This is a genomic window from Streptomyces sp. 3-6, assembly GCF_056323165.1.
On the sequence record NZ_JBWHZP010000003.1, the window covers coordinates 81,069 to 100,199 of the forward strand.

At 72.8% G+C, this 19,131-nt stretch carries 18 protein-coding genes; 5 read left to right on the forward strand and 13 right to left on the reverse strand.

The genetic code is table 11. The annotated features are described in order from the left end of the window. Window positions 1-174: 174 nt before the first annotated feature. Window positions 175-3,105, reverse strand: coding sequence for a D-alanyl-D-alanine carboxypeptidase (locus AC02VZ_RS06465; protein ID WP_476474786.1), 2,931 nt, complete (start codon window positions 3,103-3,105; stop codon window positions 175-177). A gap of 237 nt (window positions 3,106-3,342) precedes the next feature. Between AC02VZ_RS06465 and AC02VZ_RS06470 the strand changes: the two genes are divergently transcribed. The 3 genes from AC02VZ_RS06470 to AC02VZ_RS06480 all read left to right on the forward strand — a co-directional run bounded on the left by AC02VZ_RS06470 (window position 3,343) and on the right by AC02VZ_RS06480 (window position 6,245). Next, the gene (locus tag AC02VZ_RS06470; RefSeq protein WP_362099555.1) at window positions 3,343-4,101 is read left to right on the forward strand and encodes a GOLPH3/VPS74 family protein; all 759 of its coding nucleotides are present in this window, start codon (window positions 3,343-3,345) and stop codon (window positions 4,099-4,101) included. A gap of 711 nt (window positions 4,102-4,812) precedes the next feature. Continuing rightward, the gene (locus AC02VZ_RS06475; RefSeq protein WP_432056853.1) at window positions 4,813-5,670 is read left to right on the forward strand and encodes a helix-turn-helix domain-containing protein; all 858 of its coding nucleotides are present in this window, start codon (window positions 4,813-4,815) and stop codon (window positions 5,668-5,670) included. A 383-nt stretch (window positions 5,671-6,053) separates the two neighbouring features. Further along, the gene (locus tag AC02VZ_RS06480; RefSeq protein ID WP_362099549.1) at window positions 6,054-6,245 is read left to right on the forward strand and encodes a DUF397 domain-containing protein; all 192 of its coding nucleotides are present in this window, start codon (window positions 6,054-6,056) and stop codon (window positions 6,243-6,245) included. Window positions 6,246-6,599: 354 nt separating this feature from the next. Here AC02VZ_RS06480 and AC02VZ_RS06485 read toward each other — a convergent pair whose 3' ends face one another. From AC02VZ_RS06485 to AC02VZ_RS06535, 11 genes are all read right to left on the reverse strand, one after another. Then, window positions 6,600-7,457: a MerR family transcriptional regulator gene (locus tag AC02VZ_RS06485; protein ID WP_432056854.1), complete on the reverse strand. Its 858-nt coding sequence runs from the start codon at window positions 7,455-7,457 to the stop codon at window positions 6,600-6,602. A 465-nt stretch (window positions 7,458-7,922) separates the two neighbouring features. Beyond that, window positions 7,923-8,432 carry a glutathione peroxidase gene (locus AC02VZ_RS06490; protein WP_432056855.1) on the reverse strand — a complete coding sequence of 170 codons (510 nt, stop codon included), beginning with the start codon at window positions 8,430-8,432 and terminating at the stop codon, window positions 7,923-7,925. A 394-nt stretch (window positions 8,433-8,826) separates the two neighbouring features. Next, complete coding sequence (locus tag AC02VZ_RS06495; RefSeq protein WP_432056856.1) at window positions 8,827-9,081, reverse strand: hypothetical protein; 255 nt, start codon at window positions 9,079-9,081, stop codon at window positions 8,827-8,829. Between the two features lie 6 nt (window positions 9,082-9,087). Beyond that, the gene (locus AC02VZ_RS06500) at window positions 9,088-9,546 is read right to left on the reverse strand and encodes a hypothetical protein (protein WP_432056857.1); all 459 of its coding nucleotides are present in this window, start codon (window positions 9,544-9,546) and stop codon (window positions 9,088-9,090) included. A gap of 182 nt (window positions 9,547-9,728) precedes the next feature. After that, complete coding sequence (locus AC02VZ_RS06505; protein WP_476474787.1) at window positions 9,729-10,430, reverse strand: nucleotidyl transferase AbiEii/AbiGii toxin family protein; 702 nt, start codon at window positions 10,428-10,430, stop codon at window positions 9,729-9,731. 78 nt (window positions 10,431-10,508) lie between these two features. Beyond that, window positions 10,509-11,333 carry an SAM-dependent methyltransferase gene (locus AC02VZ_RS06510; protein ID WP_432056858.1) on the reverse strand — a complete coding sequence of 275 codons (825 nt, stop codon included), beginning with the start codon at window positions 11,331-11,333 and terminating at the stop codon, window positions 10,509-10,511. A 1,022-nt stretch (window positions 11,334-12,355) separates the two neighbouring features. Next, window positions 12,356-12,577 (reverse strand): CarD family transcriptional regulator, encoded by a 222-nt coding sequence (locus tag AC02VZ_RS06515; RefSeq protein ID WP_362099531.1) that lies wholly within the window; start codon window positions 12,575-12,577, stop codon window positions 12,356-12,358. Between the two features lie 167 nt (window positions 12,578-12,744). Beyond that, the gene (locus AC02VZ_RS06520) at window positions 12,745-13,899 is read right to left on the reverse strand and encodes an RNA polymerase sigma factor (protein WP_476474788.1); all 1,155 of its coding nucleotides are present in this window, start codon (window positions 13,897-13,899) and stop codon (window positions 12,745-12,747) included. Between the two features lie 123 nt (window positions 13,900-14,022). After that, window positions 14,023-14,430 (reverse strand): YciI family protein, encoded by a 408-nt coding sequence (locus AC02VZ_RS06525; protein WP_476474789.1) that lies wholly within the window; start codon window positions 14,428-14,430, stop codon window positions 14,023-14,025. 320 nt (window positions 14,431-14,750) lie between these two features. Beyond that, complete coding sequence (locus tag AC02VZ_RS06530; RefSeq protein ID WP_476474790.1) at window positions 14,751-15,206, reverse strand: RNHCP domain-containing protein; 456 nt, start codon at window positions 15,204-15,206, stop codon at window positions 14,751-14,753. Window positions 15,207-15,230: 24 nt separating this feature from the next. Continuing rightward, complete coding sequence (locus AC02VZ_RS06535; protein WP_476474904.1) at window positions 15,231-15,569, reverse strand: RNHCP domain-containing protein; 339 nt, start codon at window positions 15,567-15,569, stop codon at window positions 15,231-15,233. An 898-nt stretch (window positions 15,570-16,467) separates the two neighbouring features. On the opposite strand from AC02VZ_RS06535, the gene AC02VZ_RS06540 reads away from it, so the two are divergent. Together AC02VZ_RS06540 and AC02VZ_RS06545 are read left to right on the forward strand one after the other, a co-directional pair. Next, window positions 16,468-16,680, forward strand: a complete 213-nt coding sequence (locus AC02VZ_RS06540) for a DUF4287 domain-containing protein (RefSeq protein ID WP_362099519.1) — start codon at window positions 16,468-16,470, stop codon at window positions 16,678-16,680. Between the two features lie 135 nt (window positions 16,681-16,815). Beyond that, the gene (locus AC02VZ_RS06545; RefSeq protein WP_476474905.1) at window positions 16,816-17,682 is read left to right on the forward strand and encodes an AraC family transcriptional regulator; all 867 of its coding nucleotides are present in this window, start codon (window positions 16,816-16,818) and stop codon (window positions 17,680-17,682) included. 181 nt (window positions 17,683-17,863) lie between these two features. On the opposite strand, the gene AC02VZ_RS06550 is transcribed toward AC02VZ_RS06545, so the two are convergent. Next, the gene (locus AC02VZ_RS06550) at window positions 17,864-18,970 is read right to left on the reverse strand and encodes a hypothetical protein (RefSeq protein WP_476474791.1); all 1,107 of its coding nucleotides are present in this window, start codon (window positions 18,968-18,970) and stop codon (window positions 17,864-17,866) included. Window positions 18,971-19,131 lie beyond the last annotated feature (161 nt).

The window sequence follows — 19,131 nt, forward strand, 5'->3', positions numbered from 1 at the left end:
CCCCGTGTCCCGTCCTCTGTACGCGGCGGCCTCCCGTCCGTCCGCCGCGGTGTCCACGACCGCGTCCGGGGACCGGCGACCTGCCCGATTCGTGACGCTAGCACGCACCCCGCCGGCCCTCCTCCGTGGTGGAGGAGGGCCGGCGGGCGGGGCGTGCCCGCGCCTCGCCGTCGATCAGGCGAGACGCGTCAGCTTGGCCGTGAAGCCGGGCTCCACGAGATCGTCCTGAAGGGCGACGGGCACCTTGACGGCACTGCTCGTGCCGTCCCCCACGGTCAGCGAGCCGACCTTGGTCCCCGCCTTCGCCTGGTGCGGCACCTCGTCCGCGGCGAACGTCAGCTCCACCGACAGCCCGGCCCAGCCCACGGCCTTCACGTCCTCGGTCACCGCGACCGGCGTCCGGCCGCCGAGCCCGTCGTCCACGTACCCGACGACCTCGCCCTTCTTCAGGATGGTCGCCGACTCCAGCACGCCCTGCGCGGCCCGGATCAGCTCGTCGCCCGCGGTCAGCGCCGCGCTCAGGATGGTGTTGTCCTTCCCTCCGGCGGGCTGGCGCACCACGGCGCCCACGATGGTGCGCATCTCGCCGTCGACGTCCTTCTTCGCGGCGAACAGCAGGTTGCCGAGGGCGGAGGTGGTGGTGCCGGTCTTGATGCCGACGACGTTGTTGTGGCCGACCAGCTGGTTCCAGTTGGAGTGGTTGACACCCTTGTAGTCGTCGTACGACATCATCGCCGCCACCTCGCGGAAGGCGGGCTGCTTCATCGCGGCCTTGCCCAGCTTCACCTGGTCCACGGCCGTGGAGACGGTCGTGTTGTTCAGGCCCGAGGGGTCGGTGTACGTCGTGTTGGTCATGCCGAGGTCCTCGGCGGCGGCGTTCATCTTCTCCACGAACGCCTTCTCCGAGCCCGCGTCCCACCGCGCCAGCAGACGCGCCACGTTGTTCGCGGACGCGATCAGGATGCTCTCCAGCGCCTCCCGCTGGGAGATCTCGTCCCCGGCGGTGACGTCGACGGTGGACTCCTGCCCGGCGTCGGACTGCTTCTCCGCCGCGTCGTCGATCGTGATCATCGGGCCCTGCGCGCCGCTCTTGAGCGGGTGGTCGCGCAGGATCACGTACGCCGTCATGACCTTGGCGACACTGGCGATCGGCACCGGCTTCTGCTCGCCGGAGGACCCGAACGAGCCGATGCCCTGCACGTCCAGCGCCGCCTGTCCGTCGGCCGGCCAGGGGATGTCGACCTTGCCGCCCTCGAAGGTGAAGTCGTCCTTCGCGGTGAGTTCGAGCGTCGGCTCGGGCAGCGGACGCATGTTCTGCACGACTGCGAAGACGATCACCAGCAGCAGGACCAGCGGCGTCCAGATCTTGACCCGCCGCACCGCGGTCCGCAGCGGCGTCTCCGGCGGCGGCGGGGTGTTGGTCAGCTCGGCCAGCAGGTCCAGCGGCGGCTTCGGCGGCAGCGGCTGCTGCGTGGTCCGCTCCGGGCCGACCTGCGGCAGCGTGGACGTGGGCTCGGAGGGCGGCGCGGCCGGCGTCACGGTCCGCAGGGCGGTGGTGGCGTCCGTGACGGGCGGCTTGCGGGTGCCGGGGTCGTCGAGCGACTTGAGCGCGACGAACTTGCTGGTGCGCTCCGCGGGCGATTCGGCGGGAGGGCCGGCGGGGGACGCGTCGGATGCGTCGGACGCGTCCTGGTCGGCGGTGCGGTCCGCCTCCCGGTCGGCCTTCCGGCCCTGCTCGCCCTCGGGGGCCTGCCCGGCTCCGGCGGCCGTTCCGGGCTTCCCGGACTTGCCGTCCTGGCCGTCCTGTCCGTCCTGGCCGTCCTTCGGGTCCTTGCCGTCTCCGCCGTCCTCGGCGGGTGCCGTGGCCGCGTCGCCCAGCTTGAGCATGGTGGTGGGTTGGTCGACGCGGGGCGTGGAGCGCCGGGGGGTACGGAACACGGCCGTGGGCTGATCGACGGGACGTGAGGTCTCACGGCCGGTGTCTTCGGCCGCGGGCGCCTCGCGCCCTTCGTCGGCGGGAGCGTCGTCGCCCTCGCCCTCGTCGTCGTCCTTGCCGCTGCTGCTGCTGCCGCTGTCGTCCTTGCCGCTGCTGCTGCTGCTGCCGCTGTCGTCCTTGCCGCTGTCGGCCTTTCCGCCGCCGGGTGTCGTCGGCGCGACATCGCTGTCACCGGTCGCGACGGCGGCGTCGGCGTCAACATCGGCGTCCGCGTCGGCGGTGGACTCGCCCCCGCCGTCGGCCGCGCCCTCGGCGGTCTTCTCGGGCGTGGAGGCCGTGGAGGCGGTCGTGGCGGCCTCCGGGATGTCCTCGGGGGACGAGACCTCGTCGGCGTGGGTCTCGTCGGCGGCAGCGCCGTCCAGGGGCTTCTCGGGCTCGAGGGACTCGGCCGCCGGGGCGGGGCGCTCGGAGGTTGTCGAGGGCGTCGAGGGCTTCGACGGTGCCGAGGCGTCGGCGCCGGTGCGTTCGGCGTGCGCGGTGTCCGCCTCGCCCGCGGTGCCCTTCTCGCCTGCGGTGTCCGCAGTGTCCTTGTCGTCGGCTTCGCCTTCGGCGTCGGCCTCGTCGTCGCCCTCGGAAGAGGCGCTGCTCCCGGTGGTCTCCCGGTCCTGCCCCTCGTCCGCCGTACGCACCCACGCGGCCACGGCCTCGCGCAGCCGGTCGTCACCGGCCGCAGTGGCGTCGCCCCCTTCGCCGGCGGCGTCCGCGTCGTCGGGGGAGTCCGCGACCTTCGCCGCAGGCTCCGCGTCCGACGCCTTCCGCGCGGTGTCGGACTCTTCGGCCTCGCCGGTCTTCTCGGCCCGCGCCCGCGTTTCGTCCTTCTCGCCCTTGTCGCCCTTCTCGTCCCGCGCCTCGCCCACCGACAGCACGCGGGTGGCCGTGTCGACCCCGCCCCGTGCCGACGGTCCCGACGCACCCGACGCACCCGACGCTTCGGCGGAGGTGCCGGACGCGGACGACGACGACTCCCGCGTCACCGCCAGCCGGGGATCGCGCTTCTCGGCGGAACCGTCCGCCTCACTCCTGGCCTCGGGAACCGGACCCGCGCTCCCCGGCGTCGGTTCTTCCGACGACGCACGCTGCTTCGACCTGTCGGGGGACTCGCCCGCCACCGATGCCTCCTCCATGTGCCGCACGCCGTGCGTGCGCCAACCGAACCGTGAACCGCCGCCCGCGACAGCGCTCCACCGTGCTGTCCGAACCATGTACCAGTGTCCTGTGTGCGGGCCTGCCCCACGTGGTAGACGAGGACGACATACCTACCGGTTCCCTTACGAACCGGTCACGTGCCCTCGACAGACCAATGTGAGAGGGGTCACCCTGTCAGACATCCACGCGGGGAGGCATGGATGGGCAGGAGCCGCAGAACACTTCCGGAGGAGCTTCTGTTGCTCGCACTGGACCCGACCACGGGTACCACTGCGCAGCCGCAGTCGCTCGACCTCGGTCTGGCCGGAGCACAGCTAGTGGAGCTGGCGCTGGCCGGACGGATAGCCCCAGACGGGGATCGTATCGCCGTGGTGGTACCACGGCCGACTGGAGATCCGACACTGGACAGCGCGTTGGAGTTGCTGCGCAGGCGCGGCGCTCCGGTACGGGCCGTCCACTGGATAGGCGGGCCCCGACTCGGGCTCCGCCAGACGTACCTCTCGCATCTGGAGCGGTGCGGCATGGTGCATGCCGTGGCGGGACAGATGTGCGGGGTGCTGCCGACGACTCGCTACCAGGCGACGGACACCGAGATCAGCCGGGAGATCAGGGCCCGGCTGGACTCCGCGATCCGGACCGGCGTGCCGCCGGACCCGCGGACCGCCGCGCTCGCCGCACTGGCGCACGCGGTCGGCCTCGGCAAGCACCTGTACCCGGGGAACGAGGGACGGTCCTCGCGTTCCCGGTTGCGGGACCTGATCCGGCACGACCCGATGGGCGGCCTCGTGGCGCACGCCGTGATGGACGTCCAGAACGGCGTGGCCGCGCAGCCGCGCCGGAGCCCGGCATCGGCGGCCGCACGGCAGCCCGGTGCGGGCGGCCGGGGCACGGCGGAGCCCGCCCGAGGCGTGCCGACCCAACCGCGCCGCGGTTCGATGACGCGCGTGGTGGCCCACTGACGACGTGCGGTGGCCCCTGACGAACGGACGAACGGCGTCCCGACGCCGGGGGCCACTCCCGCCACGTCCACGCGCACGAGCGAGGCGTCCGCGCACGTACGAGCCGTCCACGCACGGTACGAGCCGTCGGCATACGAACGAGCCGTCCACGGCACCCCGGACGCGCACCGGGCGTCGGGGCCCGACCGGGCGTCGTGACCCCACCGCGTCCGGTGGTGCCACGAGGCACGTGACGCCACCGCATCACGCCACGGTCCAGCGGGCCGCGGCGGCAGGGACGGCACGAACGGCACGGAGGGCGCGAACGGCCCGAACGGCACGAACGGCCCGAACGGCACGGAGGACACGAACGGCAGGCACCGGCGTCGGCTGCTCCGAGGTGCGGGCGACGGTTCGCCACCGCGCCGCACGTCCGTCCGCGGCCGTCGCGGACCCGGTCACGGGAGCCGCTGTCCGGGCGGGCGGGCGGAGAGGGCGAGGGCCCCCTCCGCCCGCCCGGCGTGCCGGAAACCGGCCCCGGGCCGTGTCGAACACGTCGTCACCCGACGTCCGGCGCGGCACCCCTACGGAGGGGTGACCGGTGTGGAGCCGTCGCACATCCGCCCGTTTCCCAGCGGCGGGAAGCACCTTGGTGGCAATCTGCTGAACAGCAGATACGCATAGTGGCAAGTACGAGCAAGTACGAGGCACACAGCCGGAGGTGCACGTCCCGTGGCGTCCAATGTCAATCCCACCGTCAGGCGACGCCGGCTGGGCCAGGAGTTGCGCAGGCTCCGCGAGCTCAAGGGCATGACGGCGGAGGAGGTGGCCGAGCGGCTGCTGGTGTCGCAGTCGAAGATCAGCCGCCTGGAGAACGGGCGGCGCAGCATCAGCCAGCGCGACGTCCGCGACCTGTGCGGGGTCTACGAGGTGGAGGACCAGCGCATCGTCGAGTCGCTGATGCAGATGGCCAAGGACTCCCGCCAGCAGGGCTGGTGGCACGCCTTCGGTGACATCCCGTACAGCGTGTACATCGGCCTGGAGACGGACGCCGAGTCGCTGCGCGTCTACGAACCCCAGATCATCACCGGGCTGTTGCAGACCCGCGCCTACGCGGAGGCGATCGTCCAGGGCGGTTCGCCCGAGTCCACCGAGCAGGAGAACGACAAGCGGGTGGAGGTGCGCCTGCGCCGGCAGAGCCGCATCACCGCCGACGCGGAGCCGCTGCGGCTGTGGGTGGTGCTCGACGAGGCGTCGCTGCACCGCGTCGTCGGCAGCCGCCAGATCATGCGGGAACAGCTGGAGCACGTCATGGAGTTGAGCCAGCTGCCGCACGTCACCGTGCAGGTGCTCCCCTTCGAGGTCGGCGCGCACGCGGGCATCAACGGCCAGTACTCCATCCTGGAGTTCGCCGACGCGGCCGACTCCAGCGTGGTCTACATCGAGGGCGTGACCAGCGACCTCTACCTGGAGAAGCCGCACGACGTGCAGAAGTACACCGTGATGTACGAGCACCTGCGGGCCCAGTCGCTGAACGTCGAGCAGTCCCGTCAACTGGTGGAACGCGTCGCCAAGGAGTACGCCCGCTGAGCGCTCGGTGAGTGCCCGCCGGGCGACCGGGCGGGGCCGGAGAAGCCACGAGGCAGGCGGATGAGCGCTGTTGGGCAGAGGCCGGGCCGGTGTCGGGCCTTTACTCAGCCGGTGCTGTGGGCAGGTGCCGATCCGGGGCTGGGCGGGGGCTGGGCCGGTGGCGGGGAGCGCGGGGCGGAATCATACATGCCTGACCTCCCTGCCTGTCCCGCTCCTCCGGAATATGCCATCCGGTCGAGTGAACGGCTGCTCCGAAAGAGGATGGTGGCGAGTAGCGTCGATCACGCCAATCAGCACCACGGGTTGGCGCAATCCGTTCTGCGGGTCCATGCCGGAACGCGCAGGCCGGTGACAGCAACTCAGCAACTGGCTACGGAGCGATCATGGCTATTCGTCTGGGCGCCACGGAAGCGTGGAAGACGTCCTCCTACACCAACAACAACGGTGCCTGCGTGATGGTGCGGTCCACCACCGAGGCGGCGCTGGAACTCGGGGACACCAAGATCCCCGAGGGTCCGAAGCTGGCCTTCCCGGCGGACGCGTGGAGCGCCTTCGTCGCCTCGGTGAAGCCCTGACCGGACACCGGAGCCACCGGAGTCACGGTCCGCGTCACCGGAGCCACAGGATGCACCGGCCTCCGCGGAGGCACCGGGAGTGCCGGTGACAGCACCGGGGTGCGGCGCCCGCGGCATCAGGTCCGCACGCACCCGCCCCCACCACGGGTACGCGCCCGACCGTCGTACCCGGCGCCAGCGGCGCACCCGGCACCACCACGACCGGCACCGGCCCTCTCCACCGGTACCGATCGCGTCCGGTCCGCGTCACCGGTGAACGGAGCCCTCTCGTCGAGTCCGCCGTCCTTGCCGAGAGGGCCCGGCCCGTCACGGGACACTGTCGGCCGACGTCCGTGACCGGGCCGGGCCCGCCGCTCAGCGGCCCGTCACCGGAAAGCTGACGTCACACACCGGATCCTGCGGACCGGCCGCGTCCCAGTCCGCGAAGTACACCTCCCTGCACGGCCCCGCGGCCGACAGCCCCTCGGCCGCCATCCACTCCTCCACCGCCTCGAACGCGGCCAGGATCTGCGGGTGCGCCACCTGCGCCTTGGTGACCCGGGTCCGGGCGAGCCGGTGGGCGGGCTCCACCCGCACCCGTGCCCCGCGGGCCGCACCGGCGCCCTGCGCCCACCGGCGGGCCGCCGCCTCGTCGGCGACCGGCACGCACGCCTCGGCGGGGCCGTCGCTCTCCGCCGACACCTCGGCGTGATACGCGACGAACGGTGCGCCGGTCACGCCCCCACAGCCGCCGGCCGCCTCCACCAGCCGGTCCAGCGCGGCACCGATCCACGCCGGCAACTCGTCCGCCAGCGTGTGCCGCGTCTCGGTGATCAGTACCTGCTCGGGCACGTCCACCGTGTCGACCACGAACTTCCCGTACATCTCGGAGCTCCTCCCCGACAAACGTCCACGGAGGTACTCGGCGAGCGTCCGCTGACCGGCGACCCGCGTCTCGACATCCGCCCAGTAGGCGGCGAGCCGGTCGGCCGCCCGGGCGCCGTCGCCCGCGTCGACGACCTCGGCGATCCGTGCCAGCGGCATGTCGAGCTGACGCAGCAGCGCCACCAGCCGGGCCCGTTCCACCTGTCCGGCCCGGTAGTACCGGTAACCGGTCAGGTCGTCGACCCGCGCCGGGGGCAGCAGTCCCAGCCGGTCGTACAGGCGCAGCGCCTTGGCCGACAGCCGGGCCCGGGCCGCGAACGTCCCGATGCTCAGCAGATCCTCGTCCACCGGTTCCCTCCGTCACCGGACGGTCCGTCCGCCCGGCACCCCGCACGCTGTGGCCTGCCCCAGGGGCAAGGTCAACGCCGCCGGGGAGGACACCCGCAGGGCGGGGCGCCACCGCGCGCCCGGGCCCCGGGACCACCGGCGGCCGACCGCAGGCGTCACCGGCGCGTGGGCGGCTGGCGGCTGGGCGGCTGGGCGGCTGGGCGCCCCTCACGTCGGCACGGAGGCCCCGGCCGGGGGTCGGGCCGCCCCCGGCTCGACCAGGCCCCGGCGGTCACCTCGTCGTCGGTGAACCACCGTCCGCGGGGGACACCACCGTCGTCGGTGACCCGCCGTCGTCGGGGGACACCACCGTCGGGCGGCGCACCTGCCGCTGTGCGGTGGCGGTGGCGATGGCTGGCCCGTGGGCCATCGGACGGATGTCGGCCGGAGCCGTTCCGGACGTCGGTCCCGGTCACCTCCTCGCGGTCATGCGAGGGCGCCCTCCACGGCCGCCACGACCTCCGCCGACTCCGGCTCGGTCTGCGGCGAGAACCGGGCGACGACCTTGCCGTCCCGGCCGATCAGAAACTTCTCGAAGTTCCAGCGGATGTCGCCACTGTGGCCCTCGGCATCGGCGAAGCCGACCAGCCGCTCGTACAGCGGGTGCCGTCCCTCGCCGTTGACCTCGACCTTCTCCGTCATCGGGAAGGTCACCCCGTAGGTGGCCGAGCAGAACTCCGCGATCTCCTCGGCGGTGCCGGGCTCCTGCCCGAGGAACTGGTTGCAGGGCACCCCGAGCACGGTGAAGCCCTGCCCGGCGAACCGCTCCTGCAGCCGCTCCAGCCCGGCGTACTGCGGGGTCAGCCCGCACTTCGAAGCCACGTTCACCACCAGCACGGCCTGCCCGCTGTACTGCGCCAGCGCGGCGGAGCCGCCGTTCAGCGCGTCGATCTCCACGTCGAGGGGGGAGCTGCCGTTCGTCGATTCAGTCGTCATGCCCGGATGCTAGCCCCGCCCACCGACACCCGATGCCCCGGCACCGCCTGCCCGGGTCCCCGTCATACCAAGCCGCCCAGCACCCCTTGCCTTCACCCTGTAGCGGCCGCGGACACCGGCCGGGCGCCGTAATGTCCGTGACCGCCGAGCACTCTGGTGAGGGCGTGAGCAAGGGGGAAGCCGCTGTCATGGCCTGCTGTTCGGATCACTCGCAGACGTGCGGGCCACGCACATCTGCGGTCGCGGCGTCGCTGTCAGTCCTCCGATCGAAGATCATCGGGCATGACGTGCACCGTGCCGCTCGCGGTGTGGCCGACCCCCGCTTGTCCCCGGCGGCATAACCCGAGTAACAGGGATGGGAGGGCCGGCAGAGGGCGGGGACCGACAAACCGCGCTACCCCGCGTCGCCGTGGTGACTCTGCGTCTTGCCTGCGGACCGGTCGTACCAGGCTTGCCAGCCCCACCGGGCCAGCGCCCCTACGATCAGTGACACAAGGATGGCGCCTGCGTCGATGACGTGCGGCAGGCCGGGAAAGAACCCGAAGAACGCCAGCCCGGCCATCAGCCCCACCAGAAAGGCAACGACCCCGCCACGCTGCCGACGCGCTCCACGGGCGGATCCAGGGGGCCGCTCCTGCTGTTCATTCATGCCGGCTCACTTCGTGATGTGGTGACATTGACTCACGCGTCGCACTCCGTTCACCGCCAGGTGCGCGCACGCCTTTCCATAACGAGGCAACGTCTGCGGGGAGTTGCTGCGCATAGGGTCGATCTTGCATTCGCTGTGTGTCCTGCCGCGGGACGTGCGGTACGTCTTGTTGCGCGTGTCGGCGTAGGTGAAGTCGATGCGCCAGTTGCAGAAGCCACTGCTGAGCGCGCCGACGAACGCACAGTCGACCCCTGCGTTCTGGTACGTGATCTTTCGGCCTCCGCCCCGGATGATGTGGGTGAACATGCACCCGGTCGGCACCTTCATGGTCATTCCGCCGACGGTGTACTCAAAAGTGCGGACCGGAGTCGAGCCGACAGCGCTTGCCTGCGCCGTGGATGGCACGGTGATGACGAGTGCAGCCGCGGCTACGAGCGCGGTGGTCAGACGCGCGACGTGCGTCAAGGCCAAGGTGATCCCCTCCAGGTGTCTTCGTCAGGAACACCGGGGAGAACCCCTGGACCCACCTTCCGGTTCTTGGTTGACCGCTCACTTCATCACGACAGGTGACGGGAAGAAAGGCGCGCTGACCTGCAAAAACGTTCCCACCGTGCCCTATGTCGGGCCGGTGTGCTCATCAGGAGAAGTCAGTCCGTTTCCGCCGGATCCTCCGGTGGGTCCCCGCCCTCCAGCAGTCGTTCCGCGATGTCGTCCGCCCATTCCTGGGCCCAGCGCCGGATGGTGTCGGCTGTCGGCGGGTCGATGCCGTGGGCGCGGAACTCGGCGTCGTCGAGCCAGTCCGTGCCGGAGAGGCGCGACTGGAGGTCGGCGAGGTCGAACGTGTCGGGGGCGTGCCGGCGCCCCAGCTCCTCCAGGTCCGGCCGGCTCCACAGCCGGGCGGCGGCGTGCACGTCGATGAGGTCGCGCGGCAGGCCCCGGCCCGCCAGCGCACGCACCGTCGTGCCGACGAGGTCCTCCAGGGACAGGGTGGGCCCCGCCGCCGTCTCCACGGGGGGCCGCCACAGCACCTCCTTGCGGAGGTCGGCCCGGCACTCCGTACCGGTTGCCGGGTCCCCGGCCAGCAGGCGGGCGCCGAGGGGGTCGGCCTCCACCACGGTGACCGTCCAGCCGCGCTCCTCCAGCCCGGCCCGCACCCCGGCGACGATCTCCGGCATCCCGGCCGCGTGCTCGGTCGCCACGTCGACGCCCCCGGTGAGGCGGTCCACCAGCCCGTGCGCCCGGACCGCGTCCCCGCCGGCCAGGACCAGCGCGTACGGTGCCCCGACCGCCAGGACATCGGCCCGCAGCCGCTCGTGCACGGGGTTCGTCCTGACTACCGGAGAGGCCATGGCCCGATTATCGTCCGCCCCCGCCGACCGGATCGGGCGGCGGGGGCGGACGGGTGAGCAGCGGTACGGGTGCCCCGGCTACGGCTTGCGCGCCACCCCGCAGAAGGCGTCGACGGCCTTGTTTTCCTCCTCGGCGCCGTCGGCCTCGGGCCGCCACTCCGGCACCCGCACGACACCCGGCTCCACCAGCTCCAGCCCGTCGAACAGTCCGGTGATCTCCTCGACGCTGCGCACGTGGTACGGCACCGCACCGCTGGCGTTGTAGGCGTCGGAGGCCGCGATCATGCCCTCGCTGGTCGCGGTGCTGTCGGAGATCACCAGGTGGCTGCCGGACGGAAGCCCCGCCACGAGGCGCTGGACGAGATCACGTGCCTGCTCGTACTCCGGGACGTGGCCCAGCGTGTTGAGGATCATCAGGCCGACCGGCTGGGACAGGTCCAGCGTCTCGGCGGCGGCCCGCAGCACCGACTCGGGGTCGTAGAGGTCGGCGTCCAGGTACGCGGTACGGCCCTCGGGGGTGCTGGTCAGCAGGGCGTTGGCGTGGGCGAGGACGATCGGGTCGTTGTCGACGTAGACGATCCGCGCGTCGGGCGCGGCCCGCTGCGCCACCTCGTGGGTGTTGTTGGCCGTCGGCAGCCCCGTGCCGATGTCCAGGAACTGCCGCACGCCCTGCTCGGCGACCAGATAGCGGACGGCGCGCCCGAGAAAGAGCCGGCTGGAGTGCGCGACGTCGACCAGCCCCGGGAAGATCTCCTTGATCTGCTCCCCGATCTGCCGGTCGACCTTGTAGTTGTCCTTGCCGCCGACGAAGTAGTTCCAGAAACGGGCCGAGTGCGGCCTGCTGGTATCGATCCGGGCACGTGTCCCGAAACCGGCACTGTCCTGGGCGATGTCCTCCGACACGGCTGAGCCTCCTACACGGTGAGCGAACAGTGCGACCAACCTACGTCAAAGTGGCTGGTTCGAGGCGCAGTTGAGCGCACTCCCACGGCTCCTCGGAGACTCCTCGCACGGCTCCTCGCACGGAGCGGTCTGCCCGGGCGGGTCGGCAGTGCCACGGGACGGGCAGCGCCGGGGGGACGGGCAGTGCCACGGGACGGCGCAGGAGGGCCGGGGGGAGGGAGGCCGGGGAGGGGGGCCGGGGAGGGGGGAAGGCGTCGGGGGGCGCGCGACGAGGCACACGCGCAGGAGCGCTCGCCGCAAACGGGTGGCCGTCGATGGTCGTCCGGTCGACGTCCGCCTTGGCGACGCTCGCTACGCCGACGTCCGTCATAGCGACGTTCGCCCGTCCCCGCACGTTAGCGTCGGCCTCGGCCTCGGCCTCGGCGTCGGTGCCCGGGCCGGGCGGGCTGCGGTCCGGCCACCTCGGGCGGGGCACCGCAGGCGCGGGCGGGGGCGGGGGCGTCGACCGGTCCGGCCCTGGCGCGAGTCGCGTCGGGTCGGATCGCCCGGCCCGTCCGGTCGCCTCAGGAGCCGTTCCGGCCCTGTCGGCCCTGCCGGCCGTGTCGATCGCTCCGGTTGCCCCGGTTGTTGCTCCGGCCGCTCCTGTCGCCGCGGTCGCTCCGACCGCTCCGGCCGTCCTTGGGCCGCCCGCGGGACGGGCCGGCGGACTGCGGGCGGGACGACGCCGGGGGCGTCAGGTCCTCGTCCTCCGGGAAGAAGTCCACCAGGTCCTCCCCTTCCGGGAAGTCCGGCAGATCCGGTGCCTGGAAGGGATCCGTCGCCGGAGCCGGCCGGGTCGTGACGGCATGGCGGGGCGTCCCCTCCGGGTCGGAGAAGAGCAGGGTCGAGTCGATGAAGGGTCTCCCATTCGGTGCGGGCCCGCTATGCGGACCCGGTGTGCCGTGACCGGGCACAGCGGTGGCGCCGCCCGGGGGTGTGGATCCGGACGCGGCGGGACGGTTCGGTCGCCCTGGTCGGACGCGCTACAGCTTGGTCATCTTGTGGTACGGGCTCAGGATCCGCTCCTGTCGCGAGCCGAAGTCCACGAGCGCCGCGATGCCGTCCTCGATGCCGAGGACGCGGCCGAGACCGTACATGTCGTGCGTGACCTGATCGCCCACCGTGAACTCCTTGGGCGGCGGCGCGACCGGCGCCTTGAAGGGGCTGGTGGGCAGATATCGCTTCGATGCACCTGGCTTAGTCATTGACACCAGTATGCGCCCGGACACGTCACCTTCGTGAGGTCGTTCCGGTTGCTGGTTGGTCACATACCCCGTGACCGCGGCCCCATGCACACCGTCCGTTCCCTTTCTTGCCGCCGGGCGGGCCACGGACGACGGGCCCCGCGCCGGGGTCCGGCCGCCGGCCGCGCTCAACGGCGCAGACGGGTGTTGAGCTGGGCGGCCCGGCGGGTCAGGTGGTCGCGTTCGGCCAGGTCGGAGGCCTTGCGGGCGGCTTCCGCGTAGAGCCGCGCGGCCCTCGGGAGGTCGCCGTCCCGCTCGTGGAGGTAGGCCGCCACGGCGGTGTACCGGGGCAGCGCGTCGTCCAGTTCGGCCAGCGCCGCCAGCCCGGCGCGCGGCCCGTCGGCCTCACCGACGGCGACCGCGCGATTGAGCCGGGCGACGGGGTTGTCGGTCAGCCGTACGAGTTCGTCGTACCACTCGACGATCTGCACCCAGTCGGTCTCCTCGGCGCGGGGCGCGTCCGCGTGCAGCGCGGCGACGGCGGCCTGCGCCTGGAACTCGCCCAGCCGGTCGCGGGCCAGGGCTCCCCGCAGGATGCCGATCCCTTCGGCGATCATGCGGGTGTCCCAGCGGCCCCGGTCCTGTTCGGCGAGCGGCACCAGGCTGCCGTCGGGCGCGGTCCGGGCGGCCCGCCGGGCCTGGTGGAGCAGCATGAGGGCGAGCAGCCCCGCCACCTCCGGGTGGTCCACCTGGGCCGCGAGCTGCCGGGTGAGGCGGATCGCCTCGGCCGCGAGGTCGACGTCACCGGAGTAGCCCTCGTTGAACACCAGGTACAGCACCCGCAGCACGGTGGCGACGTCGCCGGGCCGGTCGAACCGCACACCGGAGACCGTGCGCTTGGCCCGGCTGATGCGCTGCGCCATCGTCGCCTCGGGCACCAGGTAGGCGCGGGCGATCTGGCGGGTGGTGAGCCCGCCGACGGCCCGCAGCGTGAGCGCCACCGCCGACGACGGGGTCAGCGACGGATGAGCGCACAGGAAGTACAGGTGGAGCGTGTCGTCGGCGGCGGGCACCGGGCCGGGCGCCGGTTCCTCCTCGACGCGGTCCTCACGCCGGCGACGGGCGGCATCGGCGCGGGTGGCGTCGAGGAACTTCCGCCAGGCCACCGTCACCAGCCAGCCCTTCGGATCGCGCGGCGGGCCGGACGGCCACCCGCGCCCCGCCTCGACCAGCGCCTCCTGCACGGCGTCCTCGGCCGCCGCGAAGTCGGCTCCGCGGCGAACGAGGACGGTGAGCACGCCCGGTGTGAGGGTGCGCAGCAGGAACGTGTCCCACTCGTCCATGGACGGCGTCACTCCTTCCTGCCTCACTCCGTGTCACGTCACGTCACTTCGACTTCGTTGCACGTCACGCTGTGGTGCGCCCTGCCGTGTCCGTGACTCCGTGACCGTCACTCCCGTGGTGCGTCACTCCGTGATGGTGGGCGGCTCGGTGAGGAAGGGGCGCAGCTCCAGCCACTCGTGGAGGGGCTTGCCGCCCGCGCCGGGGGCCGCCGACAGTTCCCCGGCCAGGTCGACGGCGCGCTCGTAGCTGTCGACGTCGATCACCATCCAGCCGGCGATCAGGTCCTTCGTCTCGGGGAACGGTCCGTCGGTGACCGGGGGACGTCCCTCGCCGTCGTACCGGACCCAGGTGCCCTCGGGGGCCAGCGCCTGGCCGTCGACGAACTCCCCGGTCCCTTCCAGCCGGGCCGCGAAGTCGTTCATGTACTGGACGTGCGCCGAGATCTCCTCCGGCGTCCACTGCTCCATGGGCACGTCGTTGGCCGCGGCCGGGGCTCCCCGGTAGTGCTTCAGCAGCAGGTACTTGGCCATGGTGGGTCTCTCCTCGTTCCGGTGCGCCCATTGTGGGTCGCGTGGGGCGCGTTCACCCCTGGGACGGAGCGGGCCACGCGTTCTCGACATCCCCGCGGAACTTTTCCGGTGGTTCGGTGACGTCCGTCCGGAGGCCGTCGGCGAAGGCCGTGCCGGCGCCCCCGGGTCCGTCCCTCCGAGCCCGTGTCCCCCCACAGCCGTCCGCGGAGGCCGTGCCGGGGAGCGAACGGCTCAGGCCCTGCCGGAGGAACGGCCGTCCCGGCCGGTCAGGGCTCCCGAGTGCCCGGCACCCGGGAGCCCTCACCGCGTCGGGCGCTCGGTCACAGCGTGAGCAGGGCCCGGTGCGCCATCCCGGCGTCCGCCAGCGGCCGGAGGGCCAGACGGACGAGGGCCAGCGCGTTGTCGTCCCCGGCGATGCGGTTGACGCTCAGCTCACCGCAGGACCGGCACTGGTGGACGAGCATCCACTCACCGTCCGGCCGCGTCGATATCCCCAGGGCCTCCATCCGGCCGCGGCAGTCGGACGCCCGGTCACCGGGCACCCTGCGGTCGACGTGGAGGCTGACCAGGCAGCTCGGACAGTGGTTGCGATGAGCGGTGCCCGGCGCGTCGCCGGGGACGTCCAGGCGGCAGCCCGCGCAGCGGAAGACGTCCGGTCGGCCCTTGCGCCGGCCCTCCCGCCCGGCCTGCCCGTCCCGAAGGTGGGGGAGGCGCTTGGGTCGCTGCGGGCGGCGCCGGTCGCGGTCCGGGGTGCCGGAGTGGGTACGTCGTGGCATGTCGTCGTCCCTCTTCCCGCGCCGTCAGAGGGTGCCGAACGCTTCGAGCGGGAACGGCGGCTGGGCGAGCGGCCGTACCGCCATCCGCATCAGGATGAGCTGGTTGTCGTCCGCACAGACGGGGTTCGAGGTCAGCTCGTCGCAGCGTACGCACCGGTGCACGACGCGCCAGTCGCCGGTGCGCAGCACGGCGATGGCGATCGGTGACATCCGCCCGTGGCACTCGCTCGCCCCGCCCTCGACGTGGTCGAGGACGTGACGGGAGTGCAGGCACGACGGGCAGTGGTTGCGCCGCTGACCGTCGGAGGCGGCGACGGACACGGTCAGACCGCACCACGCGCACGCGAAGGTGGAGACCTTCAGCGTGTTGTGGGCGTCGCCGCGGGTGCTGCCGTCGGTGGTGCCGTGGGGGTGGTCAGGACGGTTGGTGTGAGAGGTGTGGGACACCCGGAGTGCTCCTTGCTGGGAATGGGTCACGACAGCAAGAGCAGGCCGAGCGGCCTCGCCGAGCGGGGACCGCGCACTCAGGACGGCTCGTGGGAGCCGCGGGAGCCGTGGAACGGCGGACGTGCGCGGAACCGAGTACGGGGACGCGCCACCGCACGGTCCGACAGGGACGTCGGACGACTATGCGGTGCGGCGAGGCGCACTCGGCACGAGCCGGGTCATAAAACACCCTTTCCGGGGTCTCCGCGGGACGCGGAACGAAGCGAAGCCAGGAGCCGCAAGCCAACCAAGCCCTCTCGGCGCACGTCAATGCATTTTCATCCCGCGGCCGAGCCACGCGCGGCCGGACCGTCCCCCCCTGTCGAGCCACGCGCGGCCGAGCCCGTGCGTCCGAGCCTCCCCGCTGCCGAGCCGGTGCGGCCGAACCGCCCCGCGCCCGAGCCCCGTGCGGCCGGACCGTCCCCCCTGCCGAGCCACGCGCGTCCGAGCCTCCCCGCTGCCGAGCCCGGTACCGGTGGCGCCGTCCGCTTGGTGGAGCAGGCGGACGCCGGCTGTGGCCTCCGACCCCGTCCGCGGTGCCGATCCGACCGGTGGCCCCGAGGCGACGCGGGGCAACCGGCGATGCCGCGACGACCCCGGCCGACCCCCGCCCAGTCGTCCCTCGTGACGGGCGCGAGGGGCGACCCCTGCCAATGTGACCGGAGTCACGCTCCGGAACCGACCACTTCTCCCGCCTCGAAGGGTCTTCCCCCCGAGAACGACGCCCACCGGGCGACCGACCCCGCTCCTCCGTCCACAGGAAACGAGGCACCCCATGACCGACGCCGTGAAGGGCCCCGCCAGCTACTTCCCCGCCATCGAGAAGAAGTACGGCCGCCCGATCGCCGAGTGGAAGGACCTCATCCGCACGTCTCCGCTCACCCGGCACATGGAGCTCGTCACCTGGCTCAAGACGGAACACGGCCTCGGTCACGGCCACGCCAACGCCCTGGTCGCCCACACCCTGGCGGAGGACAGGACCGCGTGACGTCCGCGCGGCCTCCGGGTCGGGACAGGGCCGGCCCGCCGCTCCACCCGACCCGACCGGATCGGGCACCACATGTCGGGTCCGAGGGCGGCTCCGCTCCCTAGCGTGGTGGTCGTCACAAGGAAGGACACCACCGTGCTGGACCGTCTCAACCAGACCCTGGAGCACATCGAGCACCGGCTCGACGGATCCGTCGACGTGGCCGAGCTGGCCCGGCTGGCGGCGACGTCGGAGTACCACCTGCGCCGGATGTTCTCCGCGCTGGCCGGCATGCCGCTGTCGGAGTACGTACGGCGCCGCAGGCTCACGGTCGCGGGGGCAGAAGTGCTCGCGGGCCGGGAGTCGTTGCTGGACATCGCGGTGCGCTACGGCTACGGCTCGGGCGAGGCGTTCGCCCGGGCGTTCCGGTCCATGCACGGCGTCGGCCCGGGCGAGGCCCGGCGCACCGGCGCCCCGCTCGTCTCGCAGCCCCGGCTGTCCTTCCGCCTCACCGTCGAAGGGAGCAGCAGCATGCGCTACCGCGTAGTGGACCGGCCGGACTTCACCGTGGTCGGGCTCAAGGCCCGGGTACCCCTGGTGCACGCGGGACCCAACCAGGCGATCATCGACTTCGTCCGCGGCATCGACCCGCAGGTGTCGGAGCGCCTGGAGAAACTGTCGGACCAGGAGCCGCGGGGCATCGTCGCGGTCTGCGACGACCTGGACCCGAGTCGCGCCGAGGGCACCGAACTGGACTACCTCCACGGGGTGATCACGTCGGCGGACCCCCCGGAGGGCACCACCGTCCTGCCGGTCCCGGCCGGCACCTGGGCCGTGTTCACCACCTCCGGCCCGGCGCCCCGGGCGATCCAAGAGCTGTGGCGGGACGTGTACGCTCAGTGGTTCCCCTCCAACCCGTACCGGGCCCGCCCCGGCCCGGAGATCCTGCGCACCCGCCTGTCCCCGGACGGCACGGAGGCCGACGCCGAACTGTGGCTGCCGGTCGAGTGGGAGCGGAGCTGAGGCAGGAGCGGAGCTGAGGCGGGAGCAGAACTGAGGCGGGAGCAGAACTGAGGCGGGAGCGGAGCTGAGGGGAGAGTGAGCGCGCGACCGCCCCGGACTCGGGCTCGTCCGGGGCGGTCGCGCGCTCAGCGCGTGCTCCCCCGCCCGAGGGCCGGTCGCCGCGCGGGGAGCGCCGCCGCGCTCACGAACGCGTGGCGGTTCCGCAGCCCGCGTCGTCGCCCTCCCGCATGCGCGCGTCCATCGACGTGCTGCGGTCGTACGGGTCGACCACCGCGCCGTCACGCGGCGGGGAGCCCGCGCGCTCGGCGCCGAACGGCGGGGTCAGATAACCGGTGAAGGTGTCGCACCCGCCGTTGGTGCTGTCCACCTTGTACGAGACGAGGGAGAACGTGCCCGGTTCGATGACCACCTTCTCCGGGTCGTCCCAGCTCATCACGACCTCGCGGCGCACGATGGTGCGTACGACCTCGTCGCCCCCGCCGGCGGCAGGCGCGACCGGGTACACGTAGGTGACGTCGGTGGTCACCTCGACCGCACCGCGCTCGCCCTCCTCGAACGTGATCCGCCCCCGTGCCTTGACCACGTCGCCGACGAGCCGCACCTTCGATCCCTCGAACCGGCTGAACAGCAGCAGCGGGTCGTTCTCCCGGCTCGGTGCGCGGAACGCGGCCGTCACGAACTCCCGCACGTCCTTCTGGTGGGGGTTGAGCATCGCGATCGCCTCGCGCGGACGCTCCCCGCGCAGCACGTCCGGGTCCAGACTGGACGCGACCAGGAAGTCCCGGGTCTTCTTCAGCGCCTTCGCGACCTCGCCCTTGCTCATCCAGCCGGTGGCCCGCGCCTCGGGGACGGTGATCCCGGCCGCCCCGTCGGCCCACCGGGCCGCCGGCGATCCCCGGAACGGCTCGTCCAGAGTGGGGCGCCGGGACGCCGGCTCCGTCGGCGGGGGACCGTCCGGGCGCTGCGACTCGGCGGCCAGAGGCGTGCCGTCCCCGCTGCCGCCGCCGACCCCGAACCACTCGGCCATCCGGCCCGGCGCCAGGGCCACGACCAGCAGGGCGATCGCCAGCACCAGACCGCCCACGTACCAGGCCGTGCGCGTGCGCCTCCGGGGCGGGGGCGCCTGGTAACTGCGCCAGGGCGGCGGGGCGGGTTCCTCCCGCAGCCGTCGCGCCACCATCCGGGCGCGTGCCGACGGCTCCTTGGGCGCACTCCCGGACCCCGTCTCCGCCTCCCGGAGGAAACGCTCCCACTCCTCGTCCGGTATGGACTCCCCGCCCTTGCCCACGCTGGGCCCCCGCTCTTCTCCTGTAGCCGACCTCACCCCGGCCGGTCGCTCCGCGCGTGGCGTACCACCACCGGCCCGGCACCACCGGTCCGGCACCAGCGGTTCACCAACACCGGTTCACCAACACCGGTCTGCCATCACCGGCCCGGCTTCCGCCCGGC

What these genes read in the sequence shown, in the direction of transcription:
- AC02VZ_RS06470 (WP_362099555.1), top strand. Translation starts at nt 3,343, where the DNA reads ATGGGCAGGAGCCGCAGAACACTTCCGGAGGAGCTTCTGTTGCTCGCA.
- AC02VZ_RS06480 (WP_362099549.1), top strand. Translation starts at nt 6,054, where the DNA reads ATGGCTATTCGTCTGGGCGCCACGGAAGCGTGGAAGACGTCCTCCTAC.
- AC02VZ_RS06490 (WP_432056855.1), bottom strand. Translation starts at nt 8,432, where the DNA reads ATGACGACTGAATCGACGAACGGCAGCTCCCCCCTCGACGTGGAGATC.
- AC02VZ_RS06495 (WP_432056856.1), bottom strand. Translation starts at nt 9,081, where the DNA reads ATGAATGAACAGCAGGAGCGGCCCCCTGGATCCGCCCGTGGAGCGCGT.
- AC02VZ_RS06505 (WP_476474787.1), bottom strand. Translation starts at nt 10,430, where the DNA reads ATGGCCTCTCCGGTAGTCAGGACGAACCCCGTGCACGAGCGGCTGCGG.
- AC02VZ_RS06515 (WP_362099531.1), bottom strand. Translation starts at nt 12,577, where the DNA reads ATGACTAAGCCAGGTGCATCGAAGCGATATCTGCCCACCAGCCCCTTC.
- AC02VZ_RS06520 (WP_476474788.1), bottom strand. Translation starts at nt 13,899, where the DNA reads ATGGACGAGTGGGACACGTTCCTGCTGCGCACCCTCACACCGGGCGTG.
- AC02VZ_RS06525 (WP_476474789.1), bottom strand. Translation starts at nt 14,430, where the DNA reads ATGGCCAAGTACCTGCTGCTGAAGCACTACCGGGGAGCCCCGGCCGCG.
- AC02VZ_RS06530 (WP_476474790.1), bottom strand. Translation starts at nt 15,206, where the DNA reads ATGCCACGACGTACCCACTCCGGCACCCCGGACCGCGACCGGCGCCGC.
- AC02VZ_RS06540 (WP_362099519.1), top strand. Translation starts at nt 16,468, where the DNA reads ATGACCGACGCCGTGAAGGGCCCCGCCAGCTACTTCCCCGCCATCGAG.